This window comes from uncultured Roseobacter sp., from assembly GCF_947493125.1.
Classification (GTDB): Bacteria; Pseudomonadota; Alphaproteobacteria; order Rhodobacterales; family Rhodobacteraceae; genus Roseobacter.
This window is the reverse complement of record NZ_CANLQB010000003.1, coordinates 182,885-207,270: the sequence shown is the minus strand read 5'-3', so window position 1 is coordinate 207,270 and position 24,386 is coordinate 182,885. Positions and strand designations below refer to the sequence as shown.

The window sequence follows — 24,386 nt, the reverse complement described above, 5'->3', positions numbered from 1 at the left end:
CCGCACTAACCGCGCAGGACAGCTCCGGTCGCCTTGCTGACTTTCTCGACGACCTTGGCACTGACCGCTTCGATATCCGTATCCTTCAAGGTCTGGTCCACCGGTTGCATCCGCACCGTGAGCGCGAGGGATTTCTTGCCCTCTCCCAGGCTGCCGCCGATGAACTCGTCGAAGATGTGCACATCCTCGATCAGCGCCTTGTCAGCACCCATGGCGGCATTCACCAGAGTCAGCGCTTCTACATCGGCATCGACCACGAAGGCGAAATCGCGTTCGACCGCCTGCAGATCAGAGATCTTCAGCGCGGGCCGGGTCGCGCCCGTCTTGCGGGGCATCGGCACTTCGCCGGGCCAGAGCGTGAAAGCCATCGCCGGGCCTTTTACATCCATCGCAGCCAGCACCCGCGGGTGCAGCTCGCCAAAGATGCCCAGAACCTTTTTCGGGCCCAGGCAGATCATCCCGTGCCGACCCGGGTGCCACCACTCTGACGCGCCGCGCAGGATCTGCACCTTGGCGGGTGCCCCAAGCGTTGCGAGCACGGTCTCTGCATCCGCCTTCACGTCAAAGACATCGACCGCGCGGGAGGCGCCCAGCACGTCCTTCGGGCCCGTCCGTCCGACGAGAAGTCCGCTGACCAGCGTGTGCTGCTCTCCGGGCTCGCCCCCATGGAAGGCGGGGCCGACCTCGAAAAGCGCCAGATCGCCGAAGCCCCGCGCCTGGTTGCGGGCCGCCGCCTGCAACAGCCCCGGCAACAGTGCCGGGCGCATATGGCTCATGTCGCTGCTGATCGGGTTTTCCAGCTTGGTGTCCTCCGCACCACCGCCAAAGAGCGCGGCCGAAGCCTGATCAATGAAAGTATAGGTCACACACTCATTGTACCCGAGCGCCGCGCAGGTGCGCCGGGCGATCGCTTCGCGGCGCTGCACCGGCGACAGGATCGGCTTGGGCACGCCCTCCGTGACCCGCGGCAAAGGCTTGCCCTGGAGCTTGGTAAGCGACGCCACGCGTGCAACCTCTTCCACCAGATCGGCCTCACCCTGTACATCGGGGCGCCAGCTGGGCACATGAGCCATACTGCCTTCGAGAACGAAGCCCAGAGAGGTCAGCGTCTGACGCTGCTCGCTTTCGGGAATATCCATGCCCACCAGCGAGCGCACCCGCGCCGCATCCAGCTTGTAGGCGCGGCCCGTCTCGGGGATCTTGCCCGCCACGATCACCTCGGAGGCCTCGCCGCCCGCATGATCCAGGATCATCCGGGTCGCGTGCTCGATGCCATAGGGTGTCCACGCCGGGTCAATGCCCCGCTCGAACCGGTATCGGGCGTCGGAATTGATCTTGAGCGCGCGGCCCGTGTGGGCCGTGCGGATCGGGTCGAAATAGGCCGTCTCAAGGAACACATTCGTGGTCTCTTCCGTGCAGCCCGACGCCAGCCCCCCCATCACACCGCCAATGCTCTCGACGCCATTCGCATCCGAGATCAGGGTCATGCCCTCGTCGAAGGTGTAGTCCTTCTCGTCGAGACCTATCAGCGTCTCGCCGCCCTTGGCGCGGTGCACGCGCAGGGCCTTGCCGGCAATCTTGTCCGCATCAAAGACATGCAGCGGGCGGTTGCGGTCATAGGTGAAGAAGTTTGTGACATCCACGAGGAAGGAGATCGGGCGCAATCCGATGGCCCGTAAACAGTCCTGCAACCAGGCAGGGCTAGGCCCGTTTGACACGCCGCGAATGACGCGGCCGTAAAACACCGGGCATTGCTCCAGCGTGTCGCCATCAATAGTGACGCTGACCGGACAGGGGAAGGTGCCCTCCACCGCATCCACATCGCGCTTCTTCAGGGTGCCGAGCCCGCGCGCGGCCAAATCACGCGCAATGCCGCGCACGCCAAGCGCATCGGGCCGGTTCGGCGTGATCGCAATCTCGATCACCGGGTCGACCTTGGCCGGGTCATTCTCTGCCAGCCAGTCGACAAAGCTCTGACCCACCTCACCCGAGGGCAACTCGATGATGCCGTCATGCTCATCGCTCAGCTCCATCTCGCGCTCGGAGGCCATCATGCCGAAGCTCTCGATCCCGCGGATCTTGCCCACGCCGATGGTCGTGTCGATGCCGGGCACGTAGACACCCGGCTTGGCCACCACCACGGTGATGCCTTCGCGGGCATTTGGCGCCCCGCAGATAATCTGCTTCACACCCTCGTCCGTTTCAACCTGGCAGACGCGCAACCGGTCGGCATCGGGATGTTTCTCGGCGGATTTCACATAGCCGATTGTAAAGTCGCGCAGTTTTGCCCCCCGGTCCTCGACGCCTTCGACCTCAAGCCCGAGGTCGGTCAACGCATAGAGGATCTCATCCAGCGTCGCGGTTGTGTCCAGATGGTCTTTCAACCAGGAAAGCGTGAATTTCATGTCTCGGCACCGGGGCAAATCAAGTCCGCGCCCTGATAGCGGAAAGGACCGCGAGGGGAAAGGCATTGGTGCGCTTAGGGATAGGAGGGTGGCAATCCCAGCAACTCGTCGAGCTGACGCGCAATCCAGCCGTGCGGAATGAAATGCCCGCTGGGATGCAGATCGAGGCTCACGCGCCCGCCGTCACACTCCCATGTGGTACGCTCAAAGGTGAGGAACTCCCGAGCGCTCCACGAACCCTGCGCGATCCCCTCCATGCAGCCGAAATGCGCACGCCACAGCGCCACCGGGTAGGTTTCGTCCCCGCCGGGACCCACCGGAAAATCCATGACCGTATCTGCAAGCCCATGCACGTGGCGCACTTCGCGCGGCGCCTGCGGGCAGTCCTCGCTCTGCCGCAACGTACCTGCAACCGCCAACAGGGCGGCCACGCCATCGCCGTTCTCGCAGACAAACCGCCAGGCCATGGCCGATCCGAAGGAGTAGCCCGAGACGTAGATCCGCTCAGGATCAATCGGGTAGCGCCTCGCAGCATCCTCCAGAACAGCTGCGGCAAAGGCCACATCCTCCGTCTCGCTGTCCCAAAAGTCCCAGGTCTTGCGCAGCCCGTTCGGCGCCAGCAACAACACGCCTCGCCGCCGGGTGGCCCCCGAAATCCGCTGGTGCTTCACCGGCAGGGCACCGGTGCGCTGCCACCCGTGAAAATGCAGCATGACCGGCAAGGGCGTGGTGCCGTCCCAGTCATCGGGCAGCTTCAAGTGATACGACCGGTCTCCGAGGACGCAAGGCACGTCATCCATGCAAGCGGGCGTCGCGGGCCCCATCGCAAAGCTGGCGGGTGCCAAGCACATAAGAGAGATCATCACGAGAAATCGCAACAGCATGGTCGCACTCTATGCAGCACCGATGCCGTGTCACATCACGTCCGCGTCAGTCGCCCCCGTCAGGGGCTCTGAACCTCCGGGTCCTCGTCCGTATTGCCCGACTGGATCGTGGCCAGCCAGCGGTCGACCAGAAGGATCGGGGCAAGCACGATGGTCCAGCCCGCTGCATTCAGAACCGTGAAGACGATCTTCAGGTCGCGCGGCATGTCAGAGAACCACATGAACACATGTGCCACGATGATCAGGCACAGCATCACGGCCACCAGCAAAACGCGTGAGCCCCGGTCGGGTGTCTGGTCTTTCTCTACCATGGCGGGAATCATAGCACGCTTTTCCCGTGCCGTCGATATTTACCGACTCAGGCCGCCGTGCAGGGTTGGCTGATCCAGGCTGGCAAAGCCGTAGTGGCGCAGCCAGCGCAGATCCGAGTCGAAGAAGGCGCGCAAATCAGGGATGCCGTATTTCAGCATCGCGATACGGTCGATGCCCATGCCAAAGGCAAACCCCTGCCAGCTCTCGGGGTCGATCCCGCCCGCCTTCAGCACCTTGGGATGCACCATACCGGAGCCCAGGATCTCAAGCCAATCGTCGCCCTCGCCCACATTGAGCTTGCCACCCTCCCAAGAGCAGCGAATATCCACCTCGGCGGAGGGTTCGGTGAAGGGGAAGTGCGAGGCGCGGAAGCGCAGGTCGACACCGTCTACCTCGAAAAACGCCTTCACGAACTCTTCCAAGACCCACTTGAGATTGGCCATGGAGATGTCTTGGTCAATGGCCAGACCTTCGACCTGGTGGAACATTGGTGTGTGGGTCTGGTCATAATCCGCGCGGTAGACGCCACCCGGACAGATGATGCGCATCGGCGCGCCCATCGTCTCCATCGAGCGGATCTGCACCGGCGAGGTATGCGTGCGCAGCACATGCGGCGGGCGGTTATCGCCCTCCGCGCGGTGCATATAGAAAGTGTCCATCTCCGCCCGCGCCGGATGATGCCCGGGGATGTTCAGCGCATCGAAGTTGTACCAATCGGTGTCGATGCGCGGGCCTTCGGCGACGCTGAACCCCATCTCGGCGAAGATGGCGGTCACCTCTTCGGTGACCTGGCTGATCGGATGGATCGTGCCCTGTCGCCGGCTGCGCGCCGGCAGGGTGACGTCGAGCCACTCCTCGCGGAGCCGCGCATCGAGCGCCGTGTCCGCGAGGGCCGCCTTTTTGGCGGCCAGCGCCGAATTAATCTCGTCCTTCAAGGCATTCAGCGCCGGGCCCGCGACCTGCCGCTCCTCGGGCGTCATCTTGCCGAGCTCGCGCATCTTCAGCGCAACTTCGCCCTTCTTGCCCACGGCGGAGAGCCGGATCGCCTCCAGCACGGCTTCATCGCCTGCATCGGCAATCTGGCCCAGGTATTTCTGCTTGAGGTCGTCCATCTCTGCCTCGTCGATCATAGGTGCGCAGGTGCTAGCAGAATGCCCGTCGATTGCAAGGTGGGCTGCGGATCCATAGGCTGACCAGATGGCAATCCCGCGTTGCACGCCCGGGTCAGGGGTGGCGGACGAGGGGCGGTCTTGCCATGCTGGAACAGAGATCGAACGAGAGGGACGCAGCATGTCGCACTGGGACATCGCCGATGCGGTTCACACCTCCGCGGGACAGGTGCGCGCGGGCCGCAGTGGTCGCGGGCCGGACCTTGTTCTGGCACACGGCTGGCCATGGTCGTCCTTTTCCTGGCATCGGATCATTCCAACGCTCGCCAAAGCCTACCGGGTCCACTGGTACGACATGCCCGGATACGGACAATCCGAGAAGCGCCCCAACCAGCGCACGTCCCTCGATGTTCAGGGTGAGATCTTTGCCGAGATGCTCGATCACTGGGGGCTGCGTCGTCCGTCGGTCATCGCCCATGACTTCGGCGGGGCCACGACACTGCGCGCGCACCTGTTGCACGGCTGCGACTTCGACCGGTACGTGATCATGAATGTGGTCGCCATGCGCCCCTGGGGCTCTGAGTTTTTCGACCACGTCGGCAAACATGTGGCCGCCTTTCAGGGCCTGCCGCCCCATATCCACAAAGCCATCGTCGAGGCCTATATTCGCGGCGCCCTCGCAAACGGGTTACCGGAGGACGACGTGACCCAACTTGTGGCGCCCTGGCTGACGGAGGATGGCGCCGCCAGCTTCTATCGCCAATTCGCTCAGGCCGATGAGCGCTACACCGCAGAGGTCGAGCCGCTCTTTGCGAGCATCCGCTGCCCGGTCAAGGTGATCTGGGGGGCGGACGATCCCTGGATCCCCCTCGCCCGCGGCGAAGCCCTGCACGCGCTGATCGGCCAAGAGCAGTTCGAAACCCTGCCAGGCGTCGGCCACCTGCCGCAACTCGAAGCCCCCGAGGCCGTTCTGAACGCCCTGTCAGGCTTCCTGCCGGGGCTCGGGTGATCGCTGATCAGCGCAGCACGGACCGCAGGAAAGCCTGCGTCCGCGCCACCTGGGGCGCGCTAAAGATCTGCTCGGGCGGGCCCTGCTCCACGATCACGCCGCCGTCCATGAAGCACACCCGGTCGGCCAACTCGCGCGCAAACCCCATCTCGTGCGTGGCCAGGATCATCGTCATGCCTTCGGTGCGCAGCTGGCGCAGCACCTGAAGCACCTCCCCCACAAGCTCCGGGTCGAGCGCCGCGGTGATCTCGTCAAAAAGCATGATCTCCGGCTGCATCGCCAGCGCCCGGATCACCGCGACACGCTGCTGCTGCCCGCCCGAGAGCTGGTCGGGATATTTGCGCATGTGCTCAGCGAGCCCGAACCGCGCGAACAGCGCCTCCGCCTCTGCGGTGCTGTCCCGCTGCAAGACCCGGCGCGGCGCCAGCAGCACATTCTCCAGCGCCGACATATGCGGAAAGAGATTGTAGGACTGAAAGACAATCCCGATGCGCCGCCGCACCGAGCTCAGATCGCGTCCCGGCTCCGAAATATCGATCCTATCCAGCCAGACGGCGCCGTCGTCAATCGGCTCCAGCTGATTGATACAGCGCAGGAGCGTCGACTTGCCAGACCCGGAGGCGCCGATCAGGCAGACCATCTCACCCGCCGCCACATCGAGGTCGATGCCCCGCAGCACCGCATTGTCGCCAAAAGACTTCTGCACGCCGCGCAAGGACAGCTTAGGATCGGGCATCACGATCCTTGTTCAGCAGATGGTCCGCATAGCGCGTGGCCGGCACGGTGATCGCGAGGAAGATCACCGCAGCCACCACGTACGGTGTGAAATTGGCCAGCAGGCTCTTGTAGATGCCGGCCTGCCGCAGAATCTCCACCGGCCCGATGAACGACAGCAGCGCCACGTCTTTCTGCAAGGCCACAAGCATGTTCATATTCGCAGGCAGCACGCGGCGGACGGCTTGCGGCAGGATCACATAGCGCATGGTGTCGCGCTCGCTCAGCCCCAAGCAGATCGCGGCGTTGCGTTGGCTGGCGTGGATGCTCTCGATCCCTGAGCGCAAGACTTCGGCGATATAGGCGGAATAGGTCAGCACCAGCGCCACCGTCCCCCAAATGTAGGGGCTGTTCCACGGGCGGGGCAGCCCAAGCCCCGGCACCCCGAAGCCAATGAGATAGATCGTCAGCACCACCGGCACGCCACGGAAGATGTCCACGTAAACCGCGCCGAAGATCCGCAGCGGAAAGAGTGCGGGCGCGCGGGCGCCTCTGGCCAAGGCAACCGCCAGCCCCAACACACAGATCAGTGGCACCGACCAGGCAAAGATCATCACGTCGATGAGGAAGGCTTTCAACAGCGTTGGAAAGGTTTGCACAAAGACCGCGCCGTCAAAGAAGCTGGCCCGCACCGCAGGCCAGCCCGGCGCAAGCGGGACCAGCAAAACAACTGCGGCGACCACCAGCCCGGTGCTCAGAGCGGCGACGATCAGCGCGCGCCGTCGCTCCGCGGCCTCATATGCCTGCCTGCGGTTCATCGGCCTATTGGATCAGCGGAACGCCCGTCGCCTCCTGCAGCCACTCCGCCTCGATGGCCGCGAGCGACCCGTCCGCCTTGAGCGCCTCGAGGGCGGTGTCCACGCACTCTTTCAGCGGGTTGCCTTCGGTCATGAGCGCACCGAAATGATCGGGGTTGGCAGCCTCATCAGGCGCGAACTGACCAAGGACCTGCCCGCCTTCGAGAACAACAGCCGAGAGATAGAGCGCAGTGGGCAAATCGAAAAGCGCCGCATCGACCTGCCCCGCCTTGATCGCCTCGACCACATTCGCGTTGTCATCATAGACCAGCGGGCTCGCGGTCGGCTGGATTGTCTCGGTGATCATCGGCAGCGCCGTAGTTGAGGCCACGACGCCCCATTTCAGCGCCTTGAGCGCGTCGAGGTCGGCGCTGAGATCGCCGCCACCCCGCACCAGCACCGCCATCGGCGCGGTGTAGTAGGGCGCCGAGAAATCCACCACCTTGTCGCGCTCAGGCGTGATGGAGAACTGCTGCATGTTGATGTCGAAATCCTTGGCACCCGGCTGGATAGCCTGATCGAAGGAGGTGCGGGTCCAGACCACGTCCTCCGCGGCAAAGCCCATCTCGGCGGCCAGCGCATAGGCTACGGCCGCCTCGAACCCCTTGCCGCTTTCGGGCGCATCGTCGATGACCCAAGGATAATAGGCCGGATTGCCGGTGGCGATGGTCAGCTTCCCCTCGGTCAGGGTCTTGCCGTCGCTGCAGCTTTGCGCCGCCGCCGCACCTGCGATCAGCACCGATCCCAGCACCGCGCCTGTCAGTTTCGTCCACATGGTCATGCTCCCCGTTTGTCATCTGCTTGCTCCGGTTATCCCCGGAGAGGCGCCCGCAGGCAAGGCCCGGGCGCAGCCCGGGCCTTGCCTGCGGGTGACGCGCCTCAAATGTCAGCGCCCAGAGGCTTCCAGCGGCGGTGCACCCACAACCATTGGGCCATGTGCGCGCGCACCTGGGCCTCCAGGCTGTCATTAAGCGCCTGCGTCATCTCCTCCGGCGTCGTGTGCGGAACGGGCGCTTCGAGCACCATCTCGAAACTGAGACCATCGGGCTGGCGCACGCCATAACAGGGGACCAGCAGCGCGTCGTAGCGCAGGGCAAGCTCCGCCGCCGAAAGGGCGGTATAGGCCGTATGCCCGAAGAATTTCAGCGGCGCGCCTGCCGCCATATGCTGGTCGATCAGCAGCGCAATCGCATTGCCCGCCTTGAGGAACTTCACCATCTCGCCCATGCCGCGCCGCCCGCGCAGGAACAGCGGCGTGCCCACCTGGCTGATGCGCGAGACGTAGAATTCGTTGAATCCGCGGTAGTTCATCGCCCGATAGAGCCCGCCGACCTTGTGCCCGCGCTGGATCAGAACCGAGCGGGCGATGTCGTAGTTGCCGAAATGGCCCGAGACCAGAATGATCGGGCGCCCCGCGTCGCGTGCGGCATCCACAGCGTCGATCCCCGCGCCCGTAACCGGCGTCTGTGCAGCGGTCCTGATCAGGTCTTTCGGCGAGAAGAGCTCGGCCAGCGTGCGTCCGATGTGATCGGGGACCGCGCGCGCCAACTGCTCCTTCTCGGCCAGAGGCATCTCCGGAAAGATCCGGCTGAGGTTGTCGCGCACGCGCGTGCGATAGCCGATCAGCGGCCCGACGATGCGCGACAGCACCCAGCCACTCACCGGCACGCGGGTCTTGTAGGGCAGCAGCGTCAACAACCGGATGATCCCGATGATGATCGCGCTGACGATCCGGTCTTTCAGGCCGACCTGGTCGTCAGTCTTCGAAGGAGTGTTGCCTGTCGCCGCCATTGCGCCTTCGCATCGTTCGGATGCCGCGGTTGTAGCACGTCGCCGCGCGCGCTCAAGGCCCGGGACGCGCGCGCACGAAAAAAGCCGCCCCGAACCAGGGCGGCTTTTCGTTCAGTCTCAAGCGGTTGCGGCTCAGGCGGTCAGCGCGTCCTGCGCCTGTTTCACGATCGCACCAAAGGCCTCCGGCTCATGCACGGCCAGATCGGCCAGCACCTTGCGGTCCACCTCGATGCCCGCGAGGGTCAGCCCGTTGATGAAGCGGCTGTAGGTCAGCGCCTCGTCATGGCTGCGCACCGCGGCGTTGATCCGCTGGATCCACAGCGCGCGGAAGTTGCGCTTGCGGTTCTTGCGGTCGCGGGTCGCGTATTGGTTCGCCTTGTCGACCGCCTGACGGGCGACCTTGAAGGTGTTCTTGCGGCGGCCATAGTAACCTTTGGCGGCCTTGATGACCTTCTTGTGACGGGCGTGGGTGACGGTTCCACCTTTCACTCGGCTCATATCTGATCTCCTGTCCCTTAGCGGTCGTAGGGCATGAAGCCCTTGACGATTTTGGCATCGGGCGCGGACAGCGTTGTCGTGCCGCGCGCATCACGGATGAACTTGTTGCTGCGCTTGATCATGCCGTGGCGTTTGCCAGCCTGTGCGGACAGCACCTTGCCGGTGGCCGTCACCTTGAAGCGCTTCTTGGCGCTCGATTTTGTCTTCATCTTGGGCATTTCCGTCTCCTGATCTCGGGTCGGTGTCAGCCCGACTCGGCATGCCACATAAGCCGGTCGAGCGGTTTGGAAGCCGCCGTATAGGAGGTTGCCACCGGATTGGCAAGAGACCATGCGCCCTCAGGGCAGCAGATTGACCATCACGGTCACAAAGGTCTCGGGCAAGGAGGCGACCGTGTAGCCGGTGGGCGGCGTGTTGGCCGCATAGACGATAAGCCCCGTGGCAATCAGCACCGTGATCGCCGGGGCACGCGGCACCCGCCTGTCAACCAGTGCAGAAAAAATCGAGATGAGCGAGAAAGCCCCGATGACGATGCCAGGCACCATTGCGGTGTCGGCGTCCATTGCCTCCCCTTTCGGTTTTCCCACTGCAAGGACGATCCGTCAGGTCTGGCCTGAAAATCAAGCGCCCGGCGTAGACATCGCGCCAAGGCGGACTCCGCCCACCGGCTTCGGTCCTTGCGAAAGAACGGAATGATGAAGACCAGACAGGCCAGCAGAAACAGGAGACTGCCCGCCATCGCCCACAGATTGCCGATGCTGGCGACGACGAAGGATGAGGCCGACAGCGTAAAGAGGACCCACCCCAGAAAGTCGATCTGTCGATTGCTGATCCGGCGGCGCCCGCCCCTGTCCCTGTGAAAGCCCAAGCTCATGTCCGCTCACCCCATGGATTGCCCGCCGCCCAGCATGGCATTGGCGTCAGCGCACGACAACTTTAGCCCTCTTGACGGGGGGCCGCTGGGCCAAATACCTATTCCGGATCCGTGGTGAAAATCAGACGTTCATCGCAGGGCGCCACCCGCAGGATGTTGGTGCTGCCGGGCACGTTGAAGGGCACGCCCGCCGTCACCACGATCTGATCGGTCTTTTCGGCATAGCCCTGCCGCGTTGCCGCCCGGGCCGAGGCGACAACCGCCAGCTTGAAGCGGTCGAGCTTTTCGGTCATCACGCAGTTCACGCCCCAGCTCAGGGTCAGCCGCCGCGCCGTACTGCGCAGCGGGGTCATGGCGATGATCGGCACCCGCGGACGCTCGCGTGCGGTGAGAGCCGCGGTCGTCCCACTCTGCGAAAAGCAACAGATGGCCTTGATCTCCGTTTTCTCCGCAATCTCGCGCGCCGCGGCGACGATGCCATCGGCGATGGTGATGCCACGTGTCTCGCGCGAGGCTTCGATGATCTGCGTATAGGTCGGGTCAAGCTCGACCTCGGTAGCGACATTGTTCATCGTCGTGACCGCCTCGATGGGATAGGCGCCCGCCGCCGATTCCGCCGACAGCATCACCGCGTCCGCACCTTCATAGATCGCTGTCGCCACGTCCGAGACCTCGGCCCGCGTCGGCATGGGGCTTTCGATCATGCTCTCCATCATCTGGGTCGCCACGATCACCGGCTTGGCGGCCCGGCGGCACTTGCGGACGAGGCGCTTCTGAATTGGCGGCACATTCTGCACCGGCAGTTCCACCCCGAGATCGCCCCGCGCCACCATGATGCCGTCGCTGACCTTGAGGATTTCGTCGAAATTGGTCACCGCCGCCGGCTTTTCGATCTTGCTGAGGATCGCGGCCCGCCCGTTGGCCAGATCCGACGCCTCCAGCACATCATCCGGACGTTGCACGAAGCTCAGCGCCAGCCAGTCAACACCCAACTCGCACACAAACTCCAGATCCTTGCGGTCCTTGTCAGAGAGCGCCGCCAGAGGCAGCACCACATCCGGCACGTTCACCCCCTTGCGGTTCGAGATCACACCGCCCGCCACCACCGTACAATTGGCAAAATCCGGGCCGCACTCCTCGACCCTGAGACGGATCTTGCCATCGTTCACGAGCAGCGCCGCGCCCGGTTCCAGCGCTTCGAAAATCTCGGGGTGAGGCAGGCACACACGGCTGGCGTCGCCCACCGCTTCGTCAAGATCCATGCGGAACGCCGCCCCCTCTTCCAGCAGTTCACCGTCCTCATCGGCAAAGACGCCGACGCGCAGCTTCGGCCCCTGCAAATCCGCGAGAATACAGATGCTGCCGCCGGTCTCTTCTTCGATCTGGCGGATGATCTTGTGCTTTTCGCGGATTTCCTCGTGGCTGCCATGGCTCATGTTCAGCCGGAACACATCGGCCCCCGCCATGTGCAGCGCGTGGATGGTCTCATATGTCTCCGACGCAGGGCCCAGGGTGGCCACGATCTTAACATTGCGTGTGCGTCTCATTGTCGTGTCGTCCCTCTCGGTGCGTTACCGCTAACTGTTTTGCGCACCTTATGTCGCATGATGCCCACATGGGCAACTGCGCTGATCCTGGAACGCGATAATTACATCGTGATGACACGGTCGGTGCTTACCCCGCAAGCAGCCCACCCGGTTGACAGCACCGGTGGCCGCCCCAATCTAGGTTCCAGACAGCGCAGGAGCTTGCCCATGCCCACCCCGACCGAGATCGAACTCCAGGCCGCCGCCTTCCGCCGCCTGCAGAAACACCTGATGGAAGACCGCACCGATGTGCAGAACATCGACATGATGAACCTTGCCGGGTTCTGCCGCAACTGCCTCAGCCGCTGGTATCAGGAAGCGGCAGCCGAGAAGGGCATCGAGATGAGCAAGGACGAGGCGCGCGAGCTCTTCTATCGGATGACGATGGCCGAGTGGAAGGCCAACTATCAGACCGAGGCGACGGGCGATCAGAAAGAGGTCTTTGAGAAAGCCTTCGCGGAAAACGTCGGCCAAAAGTAGTTTACCCGATCTTCAATTCCCTGCCGTAGCCTCCGATCTGATCTGGTCGGAGGTTTTCGGGATGCGGGTCTTTCTGGCGTTCTTGGCAACGACTATTATCTCCAGCATCACTGAGGCCGGGGAGTATTGGGACTATAAGGACTGGATCGTGCTTGTGGAGGAGCTCGACACCGGTCAGGATCTGCGTCGGACCTGCACAGCCTGGACCGGTGGAGATGGCCAGCCGACCCTGCGGCTTGAAATCACCAATGGCGACGCGGGTCCACCCGACGCATATCCTCTCCCAACCCTGGAAGAACGCGCGCCACGGGGCTACGCCACCCAGATCAGGGCTGAAGATTCTGTGATCTATGAATTTGACGACGGCACCGGCGCTGACATGTCGCTGACAACCGGTTTTGAAGAGGGCGTCTTTGAATATGCGCTGGCCGCGCCGTGGGCGCGGGACAGTCTTTGGATGCTGCAGTCGATGCGGACGGCCCAGACGATGATCATCTACCGCAGGGGTCTGCAGAGTTCGGGTCGCGAGCATGTCACAACCGTGTCTCTGTCAGGGTTTACCGCGGCATACCTCAAAATGATGAGCCGTTGTGGCCATGAGCCCGGCGCGGTGATGAACTGACCCGCCGGATCTAGATGGCCGCCTTCAGACTCTCTTCGAGATAGATCTCGCGCAGCCGTGGAGCCACCCGCCCCGGCACCCCATCGCCCAACGCCACCCCGTCGATCTCTACAACCGGCATCACGAAGGTGCTGGCCGAGGTGATGAAGGCCTCGTCCGCCTCTTTCGCCTCGTCGATGGTGAAATTGCGCTCCTCGACCTCCATCTGCGCCTCCCGCGCAAAGCGCAACACCGCCGCCCGGGTGATCCCGTGCAGGATGTCATGGCTCAAGCCCCGGGTGATGATCTTGTTGCCCTTGACGATGTAGGCGTTGTTCGACGTGCCCTCGGTGACGAACCCATCCTCGATCATCCAGGCGTCATCCGCGCCGGCCTTCTTAGCCATCATCTTACCCATCGAGGGATAGAGCAGCTGCACCGTCTTGATGTCGCGCCGCCCCCAGCGGATATCCTCTATACTTATGATTTTCATTCCCTTTTTCGCGGCCGGGCTGTCCGAAAGCCCGGGCTTGTTCTGGGTAAAGAGCACAATCGTAGGCGCGGTCGTCTCAGGGTCGGGGAAGACGAAATCCCGGTCGCCGGGTGCACCCCTGGTGATCTGCAGATAGATCATGCCCTCTTCGATCCCGTTCAGCCGCACCAACTCTCGATGCACCTCGAGCAGGTCCTCCTTGCTGATCGGGGTTTTCATGTCGAGTTCCCGCAGGGAGCGCTCCAGCCGTACGGCGTGACCGTCAAAATCAATCAGCTTGCCGTCCAGTACCGACGTCACCTCATAGACACCGTCCGCCATCAGAAACCCGCGATCAAAGATCGACACCGTGGCTTCGTTTTCCGGCAGGTAGTCGCCATTCACATAAACGGTGCGCATCGTTCGTTCTCCTTATCGTCCCTCATCTGCATCTCTGGCGCGACAATCCTATCGGATCAATCAGTCATCCCGCCGCAGAGGTCCCTCACATCTAGGTCGGCCAACCGCCCGGTTGCAAGCAAGTGTTGCAATACCGTCGCCACCGATATGGCATCCCCACGCGCATCATGCGCGGGACCTGCGTCCGCCAATCCAAAATGCGCGCAGATCGTATGGCTGCGCAGCGTCTCGACTGTCTCAACAGGCTCGCCCGCCTTGACCACCAGCGGCACCGCACTGCGAAAGCGGCCGGCGGGGATCGGGCTGGCCAAGTCCTGCACGAACAACCCCGCCGCCAGCGACAACAGCTCATCCTTGCCCCAGGCAAGCAGCGGGGCCCCTGCGGCAAAAGCGTCGAGCTGCACCAGGGCGTCGGCAAGCGCAATCCCGTCCGCGTCGATCCTCTCCTGTGTGATCCCGGTCAACTTGGTCACCAGGTCATGCAGCGGCACGGCGCGCTCATCCCGATCCACCGGGTGGACATACCAGCCCACCGGTTCCGAAATGGCAAAAGGCGCTGCCAGCTCCAGTCGAACCGCACCGATCTGGATCGGCAGCGGGTCCGGATCCACCGGCCCGCACCAGAAGCGCTGCGGCGCGCCGGGCGCGGTCAGAAACTCGCAGTCATAGACGACGACAGAGCGCATCCGCCTACCCCCAGAGTGCAGCAACAGGCGGATGTACCCCTGCAGCATCAAAACCCAAAGGGCACGGCCGATCCACAGCCAGCAACAGCGGCCCATCGAGATCGGTCACCGCCGCGCCCTGCGCCACCAGCGTCGCGGGCGCCATCGCCAAGCTCGAGCCGACCATGCAACCGACCATGACGTCATAGCCCTCCGCCCGTGCCGCATCGCGCAGTGCCAAAGCTTCGGTCAGCCCGCCGGTCTTGTCGAGCTTGATGTTGACCACGTCGTATTTGCCTTTTAGCGCGGGCAAGCTCGCCCGGTCATGACAACTCTCGTCAGCACAAACAGGAACCGGTCGCTCCATCCCGAGGAGCGCGTCATCCTGCCCGGCAGGCAAGGGTTGCTCGACAAGCTGCACGCCCAGACGCAGCAGATGCGGCGCAAGATCGGCATAGACCTCCGCGCTCCAGCCCTCATTCGCATCCACGATGATCCGGGCCTCCGGCGCGCCCGCCCGCACAGCCTCCAACCGCGGCATGTCATCCGGTGTGCCCAGCTTGATCTTCAGCAAGGGCCGATGCGCATGCGCCGCCGCCTGTGCCCGCATCTTCTCCGCCGTGTCCAGTGACAGCGTATAAGCGGTGATCTCCGGCCCCGGCGCCGCCAGACCGGCAAGCTCCCAAACCCGTCTGCCGGCACGCTTGGCCTCCAGATCCCAAAGCGCGCAGTCCACCGCATTGCGCGCGGCTCCCGCGGGCAAAAGATCCGCCAGCGCAGCGCGCGTCACATCCGAGGGCAACTCGTCGATCTCAGTCGTCACACTCTCCAGTGTCTCATCGTAGCGCGCGTAAGGCACACACTCGCCCCAGCCCTGATGCGCGCCATCTGACACCCGCACCGTCAGAACCTGCGCCTCGGTGCGCGAGCCCCGGGAAATCGTGAAGACCTGAGCAAGCCGAAAAACATCACGGCTGACCTCTATGCGCATGCCCGCTCCTTCATTCTTCCCAAAATACTCACGACACGATCCGCGACGCTTGCCCTGCCGCTAACCGATCTCGAGCAGCGCATCCACCAGCTTGCCCGCCCCAAAGCGGAACGGATCAGTCGCAGGCAGGTTCATCCGGTCCTCGATCTCCTGCAGACAGGCTTTCGCCGCCGCCTCATCCAGCGCCTTGGTGTTGACCGACACGCCGGTGACCTGGCACGCCGGGTTGGCCACACGCGCAAACGGCAACGCCGTGTCCCGCAGCGTCTCCAGCGACGGCAGCCCATAATGCGGAAGACCCCGCATATGCGTCCGCGTCGGCTCGTGGCAGAGGATCAGCGCATCGGGCTGACCGCCGTGGATCAGCGCCATCGTCACGCCGGAATAGGATACGTGGAACAGGCTCCCCTGTCCCTCGATGTGGTCCCAATGGTCTGCGTCGTTGTCCGGCGTCAGATACTCCACCGCACCCGCCATGAAATCGGCAATCACCGCATCCAGTGGCACGCCCTTGCCGGTGATCAGGATGCCAGTCTGGCCGGTTGCGCGGAAATCGGACCTCATCCCGCGCTTGACCATCTCCGCATCCATCGACATCGCGGTGTACATCTTGCCGCAGGAGCAATCGGTCCCAACCGCCAGCGCGCGCTTGCCCGTCCGCTTCTGACCGTTCGCAATCGGATAGGCCACCGTGGGCACGCGCACGTCATGCAGCGTGCCGCCATGCACTTTCGAAGCGGCCTGCAGCTCATCCTCGTTGCGCAGCAGATTGTGCAGACCGGCAGCGAGGTCGTAGCCAAGCTGCAGCGCCTTCACAAGCACCACTTTCCACTCCGCCGAGATCACGCCGCCGCGGTTGGCCACACCGATGACCAGCGTCTTGGCCCCCGCCGCCAGACCTTCCTCCAAGCTCATGTCGGCGAGCCCCATATCCGCGCCACAACCTGGCAGGCGGAACTGGCCCACCGCGTTTTCAGGGCGCCAGTCCTTGATCCCCTGGGCCACCTTCGCGGCAAGCTGGTCCGGTGCGTCGCCGAGGAACAAAAGGTAAGGTGTCTGGATCATGGGAAAGCCTCCGTCAAAGTCGCTGCAATTTCTCCTCATTGCCCCGCAAAGACATCTCGAATGAAGAGGATCTGGCGCCATAGACGCAAATATCTTCGAATATTTGACCAACGTGGCGAAGAATTCAGCAATCCTTAACGGCAGGCATCGCGAATCCATTGCTGCAGTTGCAAAATGCACTTGCAGCATTCTACGCAATTTCATACCAACAGGCGCGACACGATTGTAATTTTATTACTCAAGGGCCCGACATGAGTTTCCGCCTCCAACCCACACCGCCTGCCCGCCCCAACCGCTGCCAGCTCTTTGGCCCCGGCTCGCGCCCCGCGATTTTTGAGAAAATGGCCGCCTCAGCCGCCGATGTGATCAACCTCGATCTCGAAGACAGCGTGGCCCCGTCCGACAAGGACAGCGCGCGCGCCAACATCATCGCGGCCATCTCGGACATCGACTGGGGCAACAAGACGCTCTCGGTTCGCATCAACGGTCTCGACACGCCCTACTGGTACCGCGATGTGGTCGACCTGATGGAGCAGGCGGGTGACCGGCTCGACCAGATCATGATCCCCAAAGTGGGCTGCGCGGCGGACATCTATGCGGTTGACGCGCTGGTCACAGCCATCGAGGCCGCCAAAGGCCGCAGCAAAAAGATCACCTTCGAGGTCATCATCGAATCCGCCGCCGGCATCGCCCATGTGGAAGAGATCGCGGCCAGCTCCCCGCGTCTCGCCGCGATGAGCCTCGGCGCGGCCGATTTCGCCGCTTCCATGGGCATGGCCACCACCGGCATCGGCGGCACGCAGGAGAACTACTACATGATCCGTGAGGGCCAGAAACACTGGTCGGACCCGTGGCACTGGGCCCAGGCCGCCATCGTTGCCGCCTGCCGCACACATGGCGTGCTGCCGGTCGATGGCCCGTTTGGCGACTTCTCTGATGACGAGGGCTTCCGCGCACAGGCCCGTCGCTCCGCCACGCTCGGCATGGTCGGCAAATGGGCGATCCACCCCAAACAGGTGGCCATCGCTAACGAGGTCTTCACCCCCTCCGACGAAGCCGTCACCGAGGCGCGCGAGATCCTCGCCGCCATGGAAGAGGCCAAGGCCAAGGGCGAAGGCGCCACGGTCTACAAGGGCCGCCTCGTCGACATCGCCTCCATCAAACAGGCAGAGGTCATCGTGCGCCAATCGGAGATGATCGTGGGCTGACGCGCTCGTGACTTGGCAAGGGGCGTGCACTCTGCCCCTATTGGGGCAGACCACCCGGGAGCCTGCCATGAAATCCATCCTCGCCACCTGCCTCGCGTTCCTTTGCGCCACTGCACTTCACGCTCAGTCCATCGCGCCGCGCGACGGCTGGATGGTAATCGGCACGGACAAGCCTCACGACAAACTGCTCGATGATCTGAAAAAGGCAGTGAAAGCCAACAAGATGGGTATCGTGACCCAGGCAGGCCCCACGGGTGCGGCCAAGGCGCGCGGCATCACGATCCCGCAAAACCGCGTCGTCGGTGTGTTCAACAACGACTTCGCCGTAAAGGTACTCGCGACATCAACGGCCGCGATGATCGAAGCGCCCATCCGCTTCTATGTCACCGAAGAACCCGACGGCACCGCCACGCTGTCCTACAAGACGCCCAGCTTCGTCTTTGCGCCCTACCTGGACGAAGGCGGTGCGGCCCTCGACGCGCTCGCCAAAGACCTCGACACCCGCTTCGCCACCATCGCGGAAGCCGCCGTCAACTGACCGCTTCATTGTTCCAAAAAATATGCAAGCCCAACCGGTGGCAACCCTCACGCCCGCTCATCCTTGGGCGAGCCCATGACCACGTAAGAGGTGATCGCGTTCACCTGCGGCAGCGCCCCGAGCTTGTCGGTATGAAACTGCTTGTAGCTTGGCAGATCGGCGCATTCCACGCGCAACAGGTATTCCGTCGCCCCGGTGATGTTGTGGCATTCCACCACCTCCGGCGACCGCGCAATCGCCCGCTCAAAGGCCTCCTGCGAGGCCTTCGAATGATCGCTCAGCCCCACGGTGATGTAAGCTGTGAACCCAAGGCCCAGCTTCACCGGGTCCAGCACCGCGCGATACCCCCGGATCACGCCAGACCGCTCCAACTCCTGCACCCGGCGCAGGCAGGCCGAGGGCGAGAGCCCCACCCGCTCGGCCAACTCGAGGTTACTGATACGACCATCGCGCTTCAGCTCACGCAATATCTGATCGGATTTCTGATCTATTCCACGCATTTGTTGCAAAACTAACCGAGATACGCAGCACTACGCAATTTCAAACCGCATATCTTCCGCAACTGTTGCGCCATGACACTCGAGCTGCTCTCCGCCCTTATCCTCTTTGCCCTCGTCACCTCGGCGACGCCGGGGCCGAACAACCTGATGCTCATGGCCTCCGGCGCCAACTACGGCTTTACCCGCTCGATCCCGCATATGCTCGGCATCTCCATCGGGTTCGGCCTGATGATCGTGCTCGTGGGCGCAGGTCTCGCGCAGATCTTCGACAGCTACCTATTGAGCTATACGATCCTGAAGCTCCTCTCGGTGCTTTACCTCAGCTACCTCGCGTGGAAGATCGCGACCGCCGCGCCCATCGACAGCACGGCAGCCGAGGGTCGGCCCATGACCTTCCTGCAGGCCGCGGCCTTCCAATGGGTGAATCCAAGGCCTGGGCGATGGCCTTGACAGCGCTCTCGGTCTACGCGCCCAGCCAGACGCTCGCCGCCTTCACGGTCGTCGCGGTCGTCTTCGCCACCGTGAACCTGCCCGCGATCACCGCCTGGACCGTGCTGGGCCAGCAGCTCGCGCGCGTGCTGACCAACCCGCGGCGGCTCGCCATCTTCAACTGGACCATGGCCGCGCTGCTCATCGCCTCGCTCTACCCGGTGCTTTGGCCCGCGTGACCCACCTGTGACGCGGCGTTGCATTGCCCTGCAAGGCCCGTCATATAACGGGAGACAACAAACAGAAGGTCTCCCATGACCCAATACATGGATTTCGAAAAACCGCTGGCCGAGATCGAGGGCAAGGCGGAGGAGTTGCGCGCGCTCGCCCGGGCGAATGAAGAGATGGACGTCACCGAAGAGGCGGCCGCCCTCGACGTCAAGGCCAAGGCGATGCTCGAGGAGCTCTACAAATCGCTGACCCCCTGGCGCAAATGCCAGGTCGCGCGGCACCCCGAACGGCCCCACTGTCAGGATTATATCGACGCGCTGTTTACCGATTACACGCCGCTTGCAGGGGACCGGAACTTCGCCGATGACCACGCGGTCATGGGTGGGCTCGCACGGCTGAACGACCGCCCGGTGATGGTGATCGGCCATGAGAAGGGCAATGACACCAAATCCCGGATCGAGCGCAATTTCGGCATGGCGCGCCCCGAAGGCTACCGCAAGGCGATCCGCCTGATGGACCTGGCGCACCGCTTCAAGCTGCCGGTGATAACGCTCGTCGACACACCCGGCGCCTATCCCGGCAAGGGTGCCGAAGAGCGTGGCCAGTCCGAGGCCATCGCGCGCGCCACCGAAAAATGCCTGCAGATCGGCGTGCCACTGGTCTCGGCGATCATCGGCGAAGGCGGCTCGGGCGGTGCTGTCGCCTTTGCCACCGCCAACCGCGTGGCCATGCTCGAGCACTCCGTCTATTCGGTGATCAGCCCCGAAGGCTGCGCGTCGATCCTCTGGAAGGACGCCGAGAAAATGCGCGAGGCCGCCGAGGCGTTGCGGCTCACCGCAGAGGATCTCAAGCAGCTCGGCGTCATCGACCGGATCATCGCCGAGCCTATGGGCGGCGCGCATCGTGATTCCACCGCCGCCATCGCCGCCGTGGGCCGCGCGCTCGACGGCATGCTCGAGGATCTCGACGGTAAGGATGCGCAGACACTGATCGCGGACCGCCGCGCCAAATTCATCGAAATCGGGGGGATCGGACTGGCGGCCTGATCTCAGGACGCCGCCGCAAGCCTGATCCGGAACCGCGGCCCCGGCGGATCGAGCTCTTCGAAGCCCATGCCGCGATAGATCTCCTGCGCCCGCGCGTTGTCCGGGTGGGTGCCCACGGACAAATAGTGGCATCCCCCTTGCCGCGCGATGCGCTCGCTGGCTGCAATCAACGCCCCGCCCACACCCCGCTCACGCGCCTCCGGCACAACAAAAAGGTGATGCATGTCCATGCCGCGGACACCGAATTGCATCTGTGACCAGGGCGTCAGCGCCGCATATCCCAGCGCCCGACCGCGCTCTTCGGCCAGCAGCAGGCGCACCCAGGGCTCGGGCCCCTCCATGTAGCGCATCAATTGATCGGGGGTCACGGTGGCGACATCGCCATGATAAGCCGCAAGCTGGGCGACCATGTCCAACACGGTCGCAAGATCATCGTGGCCCGCAGCGCGGACCTTTCCACTAAAAACAGGATGTTTCATTTCAATCTGAACCATTTACTAGAACACGCATCCCCCTTTACCCAGTGGGCTCGACCCACGTGGACGACGAAACAATGCCGCCTGACGGGTCGAATTTCGATAAAATTCTACATAAAGTAGAAAAATTCAATGGTGCTTTGGTTCTATGGTAAAGATTCAGCTGGCCAGCATGCGAAGACCTTGCGTCACGTCCGACCGGACTGCCAGGCGCAAGCCCGGCTCGTCCCCCGCCCGCAGCGCCGCGATGATGTGCCGGTGGAACTGCGGCGGTTCTGTCTTGCGCAGCCGTCCGTAGAGGGCACGCATCGTCGGCCCCATCTGCAACCAGACCGTCTCGGCCATGGCGAGCATCGCAGGCGCCTGCGCACGCAGGTAGAGCGTCCGATGGAATTCGAGGTTGGTGCGGATGTAGCGGGCCGCATCGCGGTGCGCGACGGCCTCGGCGATACTGGCGTTGATGGTCTGCATCCGCTCGATCAGCGCCATATGCGCCCGCGGCAACGCCCGGCTGGCCAGTTCCACCTCGATGAGCGCGCGCAGAGCGGCCAGTTCCTCGATCCGCTCGTTGCTGAGCTCGGGCGTCGAGACGCGGCCCGAGCTGGACATGGTCAGCGCCCCTTCTGCCACCAGCCGCCGCACCGCCTCGCGCGCCGGGGTCATCGAAACGTCATACGCCCGGCCGATCCCGCGCAGCGTCAGCCCCTCGCCGGGCGGCAGATCGCCCTGCATGATCCGTCCGCGCAGCGCGCGATAGACACGGTCATGCGCGGCGGTGGTGGCATCGACGGGGCGCGGGTTCAGGATCATGGGCGCATATGTGATCACAAATGCAGATCGGTCAAGTCACGCGGCGCTGTCGAACCTGTAGCGGTGCAGATCGCCTCCATGGGTGCGCAACCAATTGCGCGGCCCGGCATAATCGCCATAGATACGCGTGACCTCGGTCCAGAAGGCGCCGGAATGGTTCATCTCGGCCAGATGCGCCACCTCATGGGCGGCCACATAGTCCAGCACCTCCGGCGGCGCGAGGATCAGCCGCCAGGAATACATCAGCCGTCCCTCCGCCGTGCAGGAGCCCCAACGCGACCGCGTGTCGCGCAAGGTGATGGCGCTGTAAGAGCGCCCCAGCCGCGCCGCGTAGTTGTCCGAGGCCTCCGCCAGCCGCGCTCGCGCCAGCTCCTTGAGATGCCCCGCCAGCCGCCGGCCCACACGCTCGGGCGGGCCCGGCACCGCCACGCGCCCCTCCTCAAAGACCACCCTGCGCCCGGTGCCCGGCACAACCTCGTGCACCTGCCCGCCCACGGGCAACTCCGCGCCGAGCCCTACGCTCACATCTGCTGCCCGTGCCGCCAGGTGCTTGCGAATCCAGAGCTCCTTCTCGCGGGCAAACCCCAGCGCCTCGCGCTCCGGCATGCCCTTGGGCAGTGTCAGCGTCACCCGCCCATCGAGCTGTGAAATGCGCAGCGAGATCCGCCGCGCACGCCCCGAACGCCGCAGGACCAGCGGAATGGGGGGATCACCGGCAAGGATCAACTCGGACATGGGCGGATCTCCGAATACGGGCCTGCACGCAGCAGCCCTTTACAGCCCTCGCGTCATATGGCACTTCGCCGGAATCATCTACACGAAGAGTCGCAATCACAAAGAGGGTTTTTCATGCCCAAGGAAGAATGGGGAACGAAGCGTCTTTGCCCCACCACAGGCAAACGCTTCTACGATCTGAACAAGAATCCGATCGTCAGCCCCTACACCGGCGAAGTGGTCGAGATCGACTTGTCGAAATCCCGCATGATCGCCGCGGATGCCGAAGACGCCGCCTCGGCCAAGGCCAAGGCCTCGACCGAAGAGGACGATGTGGTGCTCGAGGACGATGAGGACGATGTCGATGTCGATCTGGGCGATGATCTGCTCGACGACGACGAAGACGATGACGACAACGTGCCCTTGGAAGAGATCGCGGATGTCGCCTCGGAAGACGACGACAGCTGATCTGTCGAAAACGCGTGGGGCGGGCGGTTTTTCCGCTTGATCCCGCCCCGCGTTGCGCCTATTCAGCGGCGCACCGGATGTCACATCCACTGATGGGGCCTTAGCTCAGCTGGGAGAGCGCCTGCATGGCATGCAGGAGGTCAGCGGTTCGATCCCGCTAGGCTCCACCATCGCTCCACATCCAGCGTCAAATTGTGTGGCCTCACTGGCTAGTTTTTCGACCCCTGTTGCCAGACGGACCAACCCGATTGTGGCGGGTGCCGAACCCGTGCGCGCAGAGCCAAGATCCAGCTTGTCGTGGGTATCCGTCAGAATGCGCAGACTGTCTTCCTACGCCGCATGGAATGCGCGCCGAATGGTCTGCCGCATCGCGTCGATGGCGTCAGTCCGGGCCGCGCCCTTGCTCTTCATCACGAGCTTTGACGTCGGTGTCGGGCCAAACGACATCGCGTCGGTCAGGACCAGAAGCCCTGCATCCAAGGATGAGCGCCCCAAGAGGCCGATGGCCATACCGGCCCGAACAGCAGCGAGCACACCCAGGACACTCTGGCTTGAATAGACGATGCGGTACGGCCGCCCCTGCGCCTCCAGCGATGCAATCGCCGCATCCCGCCACCAGCAGGCTTCATCAAACAAGGCCACAGGCAAAGGTTCGACATCTGTGAAGTCGCGCTCCGCTGATGACACCCAACAAGTCGGATCTTCGATGAGGAGCTCCTCGGAAGGTGACACCGCCTCGACTTCGTAAATCGCCAGATCAAGTGCCCCGCGCCGCAGCGCCTCGGGGAAACCGGCGCTGAGGCTGCAGGTCACGTTCAGTTCGATCCCGGGTTGGTCGCGGCTGAAGTCGGCCACGATCTGCGCCAGTTTCTCACGGCCATGATCGTCAGGAATGCCAAGGCTCAATTTTCCCTCGACCGGAGGATTGGCGATGCTCCGAAGCGTTGCGTCAAGGCGCGCGGTCACATCCATCGCAACGGGCAACAGACGGCGCCCCGTCTCTGTCAGAATCACACCTCGCCCGTGGCGTTAAAAGACAGGCCGCCCCAAGACAGCCTCAAGGCGCTTGATCTGAATGCTGGTGGCGGATTGAGATCGGCAAATGCGCGCCGCGCCATCGGTGACACTTCCCGCCTGTGCGACGGCCACAAAGGTGCGGAGCAGATCGCTTTCAAGATTTTCCATTCACAAAACCGATAGCTGATATAAGAACTATGCGCTTCATATATGCTG

Annotated in this window: 29 protein-coding genes, 1 tRNA gene and 1 pseudogene; 9 read left to right on the top strand and 22 right to left on the bottom strand. The window is 63.5% G+C overall.

Going from position 1 to position 24,386, the window contains the following annotated elements:
• Positions 1–5: 5 nt before the first annotated feature.
• The 4 genes from pheT to pheS all read right to left on the bottom strand — a co-directional run bounded on the left by pheT (position 6) and on the right by pheS (position 4,713).
• Positions 6–2,405, bottom strand: coding sequence for a phenylalanine--tRNA ligase subunit beta (pheT, locus tag Q1A71_RS07430; protein WP_299673603.1), 2,400 nt, complete (start codon positions 2,403–2,405; stop codon positions 6–8).
• Positions 2,406–2,479: 74 nt separating this feature from the next.
• Positions 2,480–3,289 (bottom strand): PHB depolymerase family esterase, encoded by an 810-nt coding sequence (locus Q1A71_RS07425; RefSeq protein WP_299673601.1) that lies wholly within the window; start codon positions 3,287–3,289, stop codon positions 2,480–2,482.
• A 59-nt stretch (positions 3,290–3,348) separates the two neighbouring features.
• Complete coding sequence (locus tag Q1A71_RS07420) at positions 3,349–3,600, bottom strand: hypothetical protein (protein WP_299673599.1); 252 nt, start codon at positions 3,598–3,600, stop codon at positions 3,349–3,351.
• A gap of 39 nt (positions 3,601–3,639) precedes the next feature.
• The gene (pheS, locus tag Q1A71_RS07415) at positions 3,640–4,713 is read right to left on the bottom strand and encodes a phenylalanine--tRNA ligase subunit alpha (protein WP_299674309.1); all 1,074 of its coding nucleotides are present in this window, start codon (positions 4,711–4,713) and stop codon (positions 3,640–3,642) included.
• Positions 4,714–4,891: 178 nt separating this feature from the next.
• Between pheS and Q1A71_RS07410 the strand changes: the two genes are divergently transcribed.
• Entirely contained in the window at positions 4,892–5,719 is an 828-nt protein-coding gene (locus tag Q1A71_RS07410; protein ID WP_299673597.1) for an alpha/beta hydrolase, read from the top strand.
• A gap of 7 nt (positions 5,720–5,726) precedes the next feature.
• Here Q1A71_RS07410 and Q1A71_RS07405 read toward each other — a convergent pair whose 3' ends face one another.
• From Q1A71_RS07405 to pyk, 8 genes are all read right to left on the bottom strand, one after another.
• The gene (locus Q1A71_RS07405) at positions 5,727–6,455 is read right to left on the bottom strand and encodes an amino acid ABC transporter ATP-binding protein (RefSeq protein WP_299673595.1); all 729 of its coding nucleotides are present in this window, start codon (positions 6,453–6,455) and stop codon (positions 5,727–5,729) included.
• Positions 6,442–7,251 (bottom strand): amino acid ABC transporter permease, encoded by an 810-nt coding sequence (locus Q1A71_RS07400; protein ID WP_299673593.1) that lies wholly within the window; start codon positions 7,249–7,251, stop codon positions 6,442–6,444. The genes Q1A71_RS07405 and Q1A71_RS07400 overlap by 14 nt, the downstream gene beginning before the upstream one ends.
• 4 nt (positions 7,252–7,255) lie before the next feature.
• Positions 7,256–8,065 (bottom strand): ABC transporter substrate-binding protein, encoded by an 810-nt coding sequence (locus tag Q1A71_RS07395; RefSeq protein ID WP_299673591.1) that lies wholly within the window; start codon positions 8,063–8,065, stop codon positions 7,256–7,258.
• 104 nt (positions 8,066–8,169) lie between these two features.
• Positions 8,170–9,081, bottom strand: coding sequence for a lysophospholipid acyltransferase family protein (locus Q1A71_RS07390; RefSeq protein WP_299673588.1), 912 nt, complete (start codon positions 9,079–9,081; stop codon positions 8,170–8,172).
• 132 nt (positions 9,082–9,213) lie between these two features.
• Positions 9,214–9,579 (bottom strand): 50S ribosomal protein L20, encoded by a 366-nt coding sequence (gene rplT, locus Q1A71_RS07385; protein ID WP_299673586.1) that lies wholly within the window; start codon positions 9,577–9,579, stop codon positions 9,214–9,216.
• A 17-nt stretch (positions 9,580–9,596) separates the two neighbouring features.
• Positions 9,597–9,797: a 50S ribosomal protein L35 gene (gene rpmI / locus Q1A71_RS07380; RefSeq protein WP_299673584.1), complete on the bottom strand. Its 201-nt coding sequence runs from the start codon at positions 9,795–9,797 to the stop codon at positions 9,597–9,599.
• 120 nt (positions 9,798–9,917) lie between these two features.
• Positions 9,918–10,142, bottom strand: a complete 225-nt coding sequence (locus tag Q1A71_RS07375) for a hypothetical protein (RefSeq protein ID WP_299673582.1) — start codon at positions 10,140–10,142, stop codon at positions 9,918–9,920.
• A 409-nt stretch (positions 10,143–10,551) separates the two neighbouring features.
• On the bottom strand, positions 10,552–12,000 hold the full coding sequence (gene pyk / locus Q1A71_RS07370) for a pyruvate kinase (RefSeq protein ID WP_299673580.1): 1,449 nt from the start codon (positions 11,998–12,000) through the stop codon (positions 10,552–10,554).
• A 207-nt stretch (positions 12,001–12,207) separates the two neighbouring features.
• Here pyk and Q1A71_RS07365 point away from each other — a divergent pair, with 207 nt between their 5' ends.
• Positions 12,208–12,519: a DUF1244 domain-containing protein gene (locus Q1A71_RS07365; protein WP_299673578.1), complete on the top strand. Its 312-nt coding sequence runs from the start codon at positions 12,208–12,210 to the stop codon at positions 12,517–12,519.
• A 61-nt stretch (positions 12,520–12,580) separates the two neighbouring features.
• Positions 12,581–13,141 (top strand): hypothetical protein, encoded by a 561-nt coding sequence (locus tag Q1A71_RS07360; RefSeq protein ID WP_299673576.1) that lies wholly within the window; start codon positions 12,581–12,583, stop codon positions 13,139–13,141.
• A 10-nt stretch (positions 13,142–13,151) separates the two neighbouring features.
• On the opposite strand, the gene Q1A71_RS07355 is transcribed toward Q1A71_RS07360, so the two are convergent.
• From Q1A71_RS07355 to dgcN, 4 genes are read right to left on the bottom strand one after another with little or no spacing between them, the layout of a single operon-like run.
• Positions 13,152–14,012, bottom strand: a complete 861-nt coding sequence (locus Q1A71_RS07355; RefSeq protein ID WP_299673574.1) for a D-amino-acid transaminase — start codon at positions 14,010–14,012, stop codon at positions 13,152–13,154.
• Positions 14,013–14,068: 56 nt separating this feature from the next.
• On the bottom strand, positions 14,069–14,698 hold the full coding sequence (locus Q1A71_RS07350; RefSeq protein WP_299673572.1) for an exonuclease: 630 nt from the start codon (positions 14,696–14,698) through the stop codon (positions 14,069–14,071).
• 4 nt (positions 14,699–14,702) lie between these two features.
• Positions 14,703–15,668: an N-acetyl-D-Glu racemase DgcA gene (gene dgcA / locus Q1A71_RS07345; RefSeq protein ID WP_299673570.1), complete on the bottom strand. Its 966-nt coding sequence runs from the start codon at positions 15,666–15,668 to the stop codon at positions 14,703–14,705.
• Between the two features lie 60 nt (positions 15,669–15,728).
• Positions 15,729–16,733, bottom strand: a complete 1,005-nt coding sequence (dgcN, locus tag Q1A71_RS07340; RefSeq protein WP_299673568.1) for an N-acetyltransferase DgcN — start codon at positions 16,731–16,733, stop codon at positions 15,729–15,731.
• A gap of 251 nt (positions 16,734–16,984) precedes the next feature.
• Here dgcN and Q1A71_RS07335 point away from each other — a divergent pair, with 251 nt between their 5' ends.
• Together Q1A71_RS07335 and Q1A71_RS07330 are read left to right on the top strand one after the other, a co-directional pair.
• Complete coding sequence (locus tag Q1A71_RS07335; RefSeq protein WP_299673566.1) at positions 16,985–17,941, top strand: L-malyl-CoA/beta-methylmalyl-CoA lyase; 957 nt, start codon at positions 16,985–16,987, stop codon at positions 17,939–17,941.
• A gap of 67 nt (positions 17,942–18,008) precedes the next feature.
• Positions 18,009–18,479, top strand: a complete 471-nt coding sequence (locus Q1A71_RS07330; RefSeq protein ID WP_299673564.1) for a DUF302 domain-containing protein — start codon at positions 18,009–18,011, stop codon at positions 18,477–18,479.
• 47 nt (positions 18,480–18,526) lie between these two features.
• On the opposite strand, the gene Q1A71_RS07325 is transcribed toward Q1A71_RS07330, so the two are convergent.
• Entirely contained in the window at positions 18,527–18,979 is a 453-nt protein-coding gene (locus Q1A71_RS07325) for an Lrp/AsnC family transcriptional regulator (protein ID WP_299673562.1), read from the bottom strand.
• Between the two features lie 72 nt (positions 18,980–19,051).
• Between Q1A71_RS07325 and Q1A71_RS07320 the strand changes: the two are divergent.
• A pseudogene (locus Q1A71_RS07320) lies at positions 19,052–19,647 on the top strand (LysE family translocator).
• A gap of 75 nt (positions 19,648–19,722) precedes the next feature.
• On the top strand, positions 19,723–20,685 hold the full coding sequence (locus tag Q1A71_RS07315) for an acetyl-CoA carboxylase carboxyltransferase subunit alpha (RefSeq protein ID WP_299673560.1): 963 nt from the start codon (positions 19,723–19,725) through the stop codon (positions 20,683–20,685).
• A gap of 2 nt (positions 20,686–20,687) precedes the next feature.
• Here the strand turns inward: Q1A71_RS07315 and Q1A71_RS07310 are convergent, their stop codons facing one another.
• The 3 genes from Q1A71_RS07310 to Q1A71_RS07300 form a co-directional block, all read right to left on the bottom strand.
• The gene (locus Q1A71_RS07310) at positions 20,688–21,164 is read right to left on the bottom strand and encodes a GNAT family N-acetyltransferase (protein WP_299673558.1); all 477 of its coding nucleotides are present in this window, start codon (positions 21,162–21,164) and stop codon (positions 20,688–20,690) included.
• Between the two features lie 156 nt (positions 21,165–21,320).
• Positions 21,321–21,971, bottom strand: a complete 651-nt coding sequence (locus Q1A71_RS07305; RefSeq protein WP_299674306.1) for a GntR family transcriptional regulator — start codon at positions 21,969–21,971, stop codon at positions 21,321–21,323.
• 36 nt (positions 21,972–22,007) lie between these two features.
• Positions 22,008–22,706 (bottom strand): SprT family zinc-dependent metalloprotease, encoded by a 699-nt coding sequence (locus Q1A71_RS07300; protein ID WP_299673557.1) that lies wholly within the window; start codon positions 22,704–22,706, stop codon positions 22,008–22,010.
• Positions 22,707–22,820: 114 nt separating this feature from the next.
• Here Q1A71_RS07300 and Q1A71_RS07295 point away from each other — a divergent pair, with 114 nt between their 5' ends.
• Positions 22,821–23,153 carry a TIGR02300 family protein gene (locus Q1A71_RS07295; RefSeq protein WP_299673555.1) on the top strand — a complete coding sequence of 111 codons (333 nt, stop codon included), beginning with the start codon at positions 22,821–22,823 and terminating at the stop codon, positions 23,151–23,153.
• 94 nt (positions 23,154–23,247) lie between these two features.
• A tRNA-Ala gene (locus tag Q1A71_RS07290) sits at positions 23,248–23,323 on the top strand.
• A 160-nt stretch (positions 23,324–23,483) separates the two neighbouring features.
• Here Q1A71_RS07290 and Q1A71_RS07285 read toward each other — a convergent pair.
• Both Q1A71_RS07285 and Q1A71_RS07280 read right to left on the bottom strand, forming a co-directional pair.
• Entirely contained in the window at positions 23,484–24,167 is a 684-nt protein-coding gene (locus Q1A71_RS07285; RefSeq protein WP_299673553.1) for a LysR substrate-binding domain-containing protein, read from the bottom strand.
• A gap of 15 nt (positions 24,168–24,182) precedes the next feature.
• A complete protein-coding gene (locus Q1A71_RS07280; protein ID WP_299673551.1) occupies positions 24,183–24,338 on the bottom strand; it encodes a LysR family transcriptional regulator in 156 nt (51 codons plus the stop codon).
• Between the last annotated feature and the right edge of the window lie 48 nt (positions 24,339–24,386).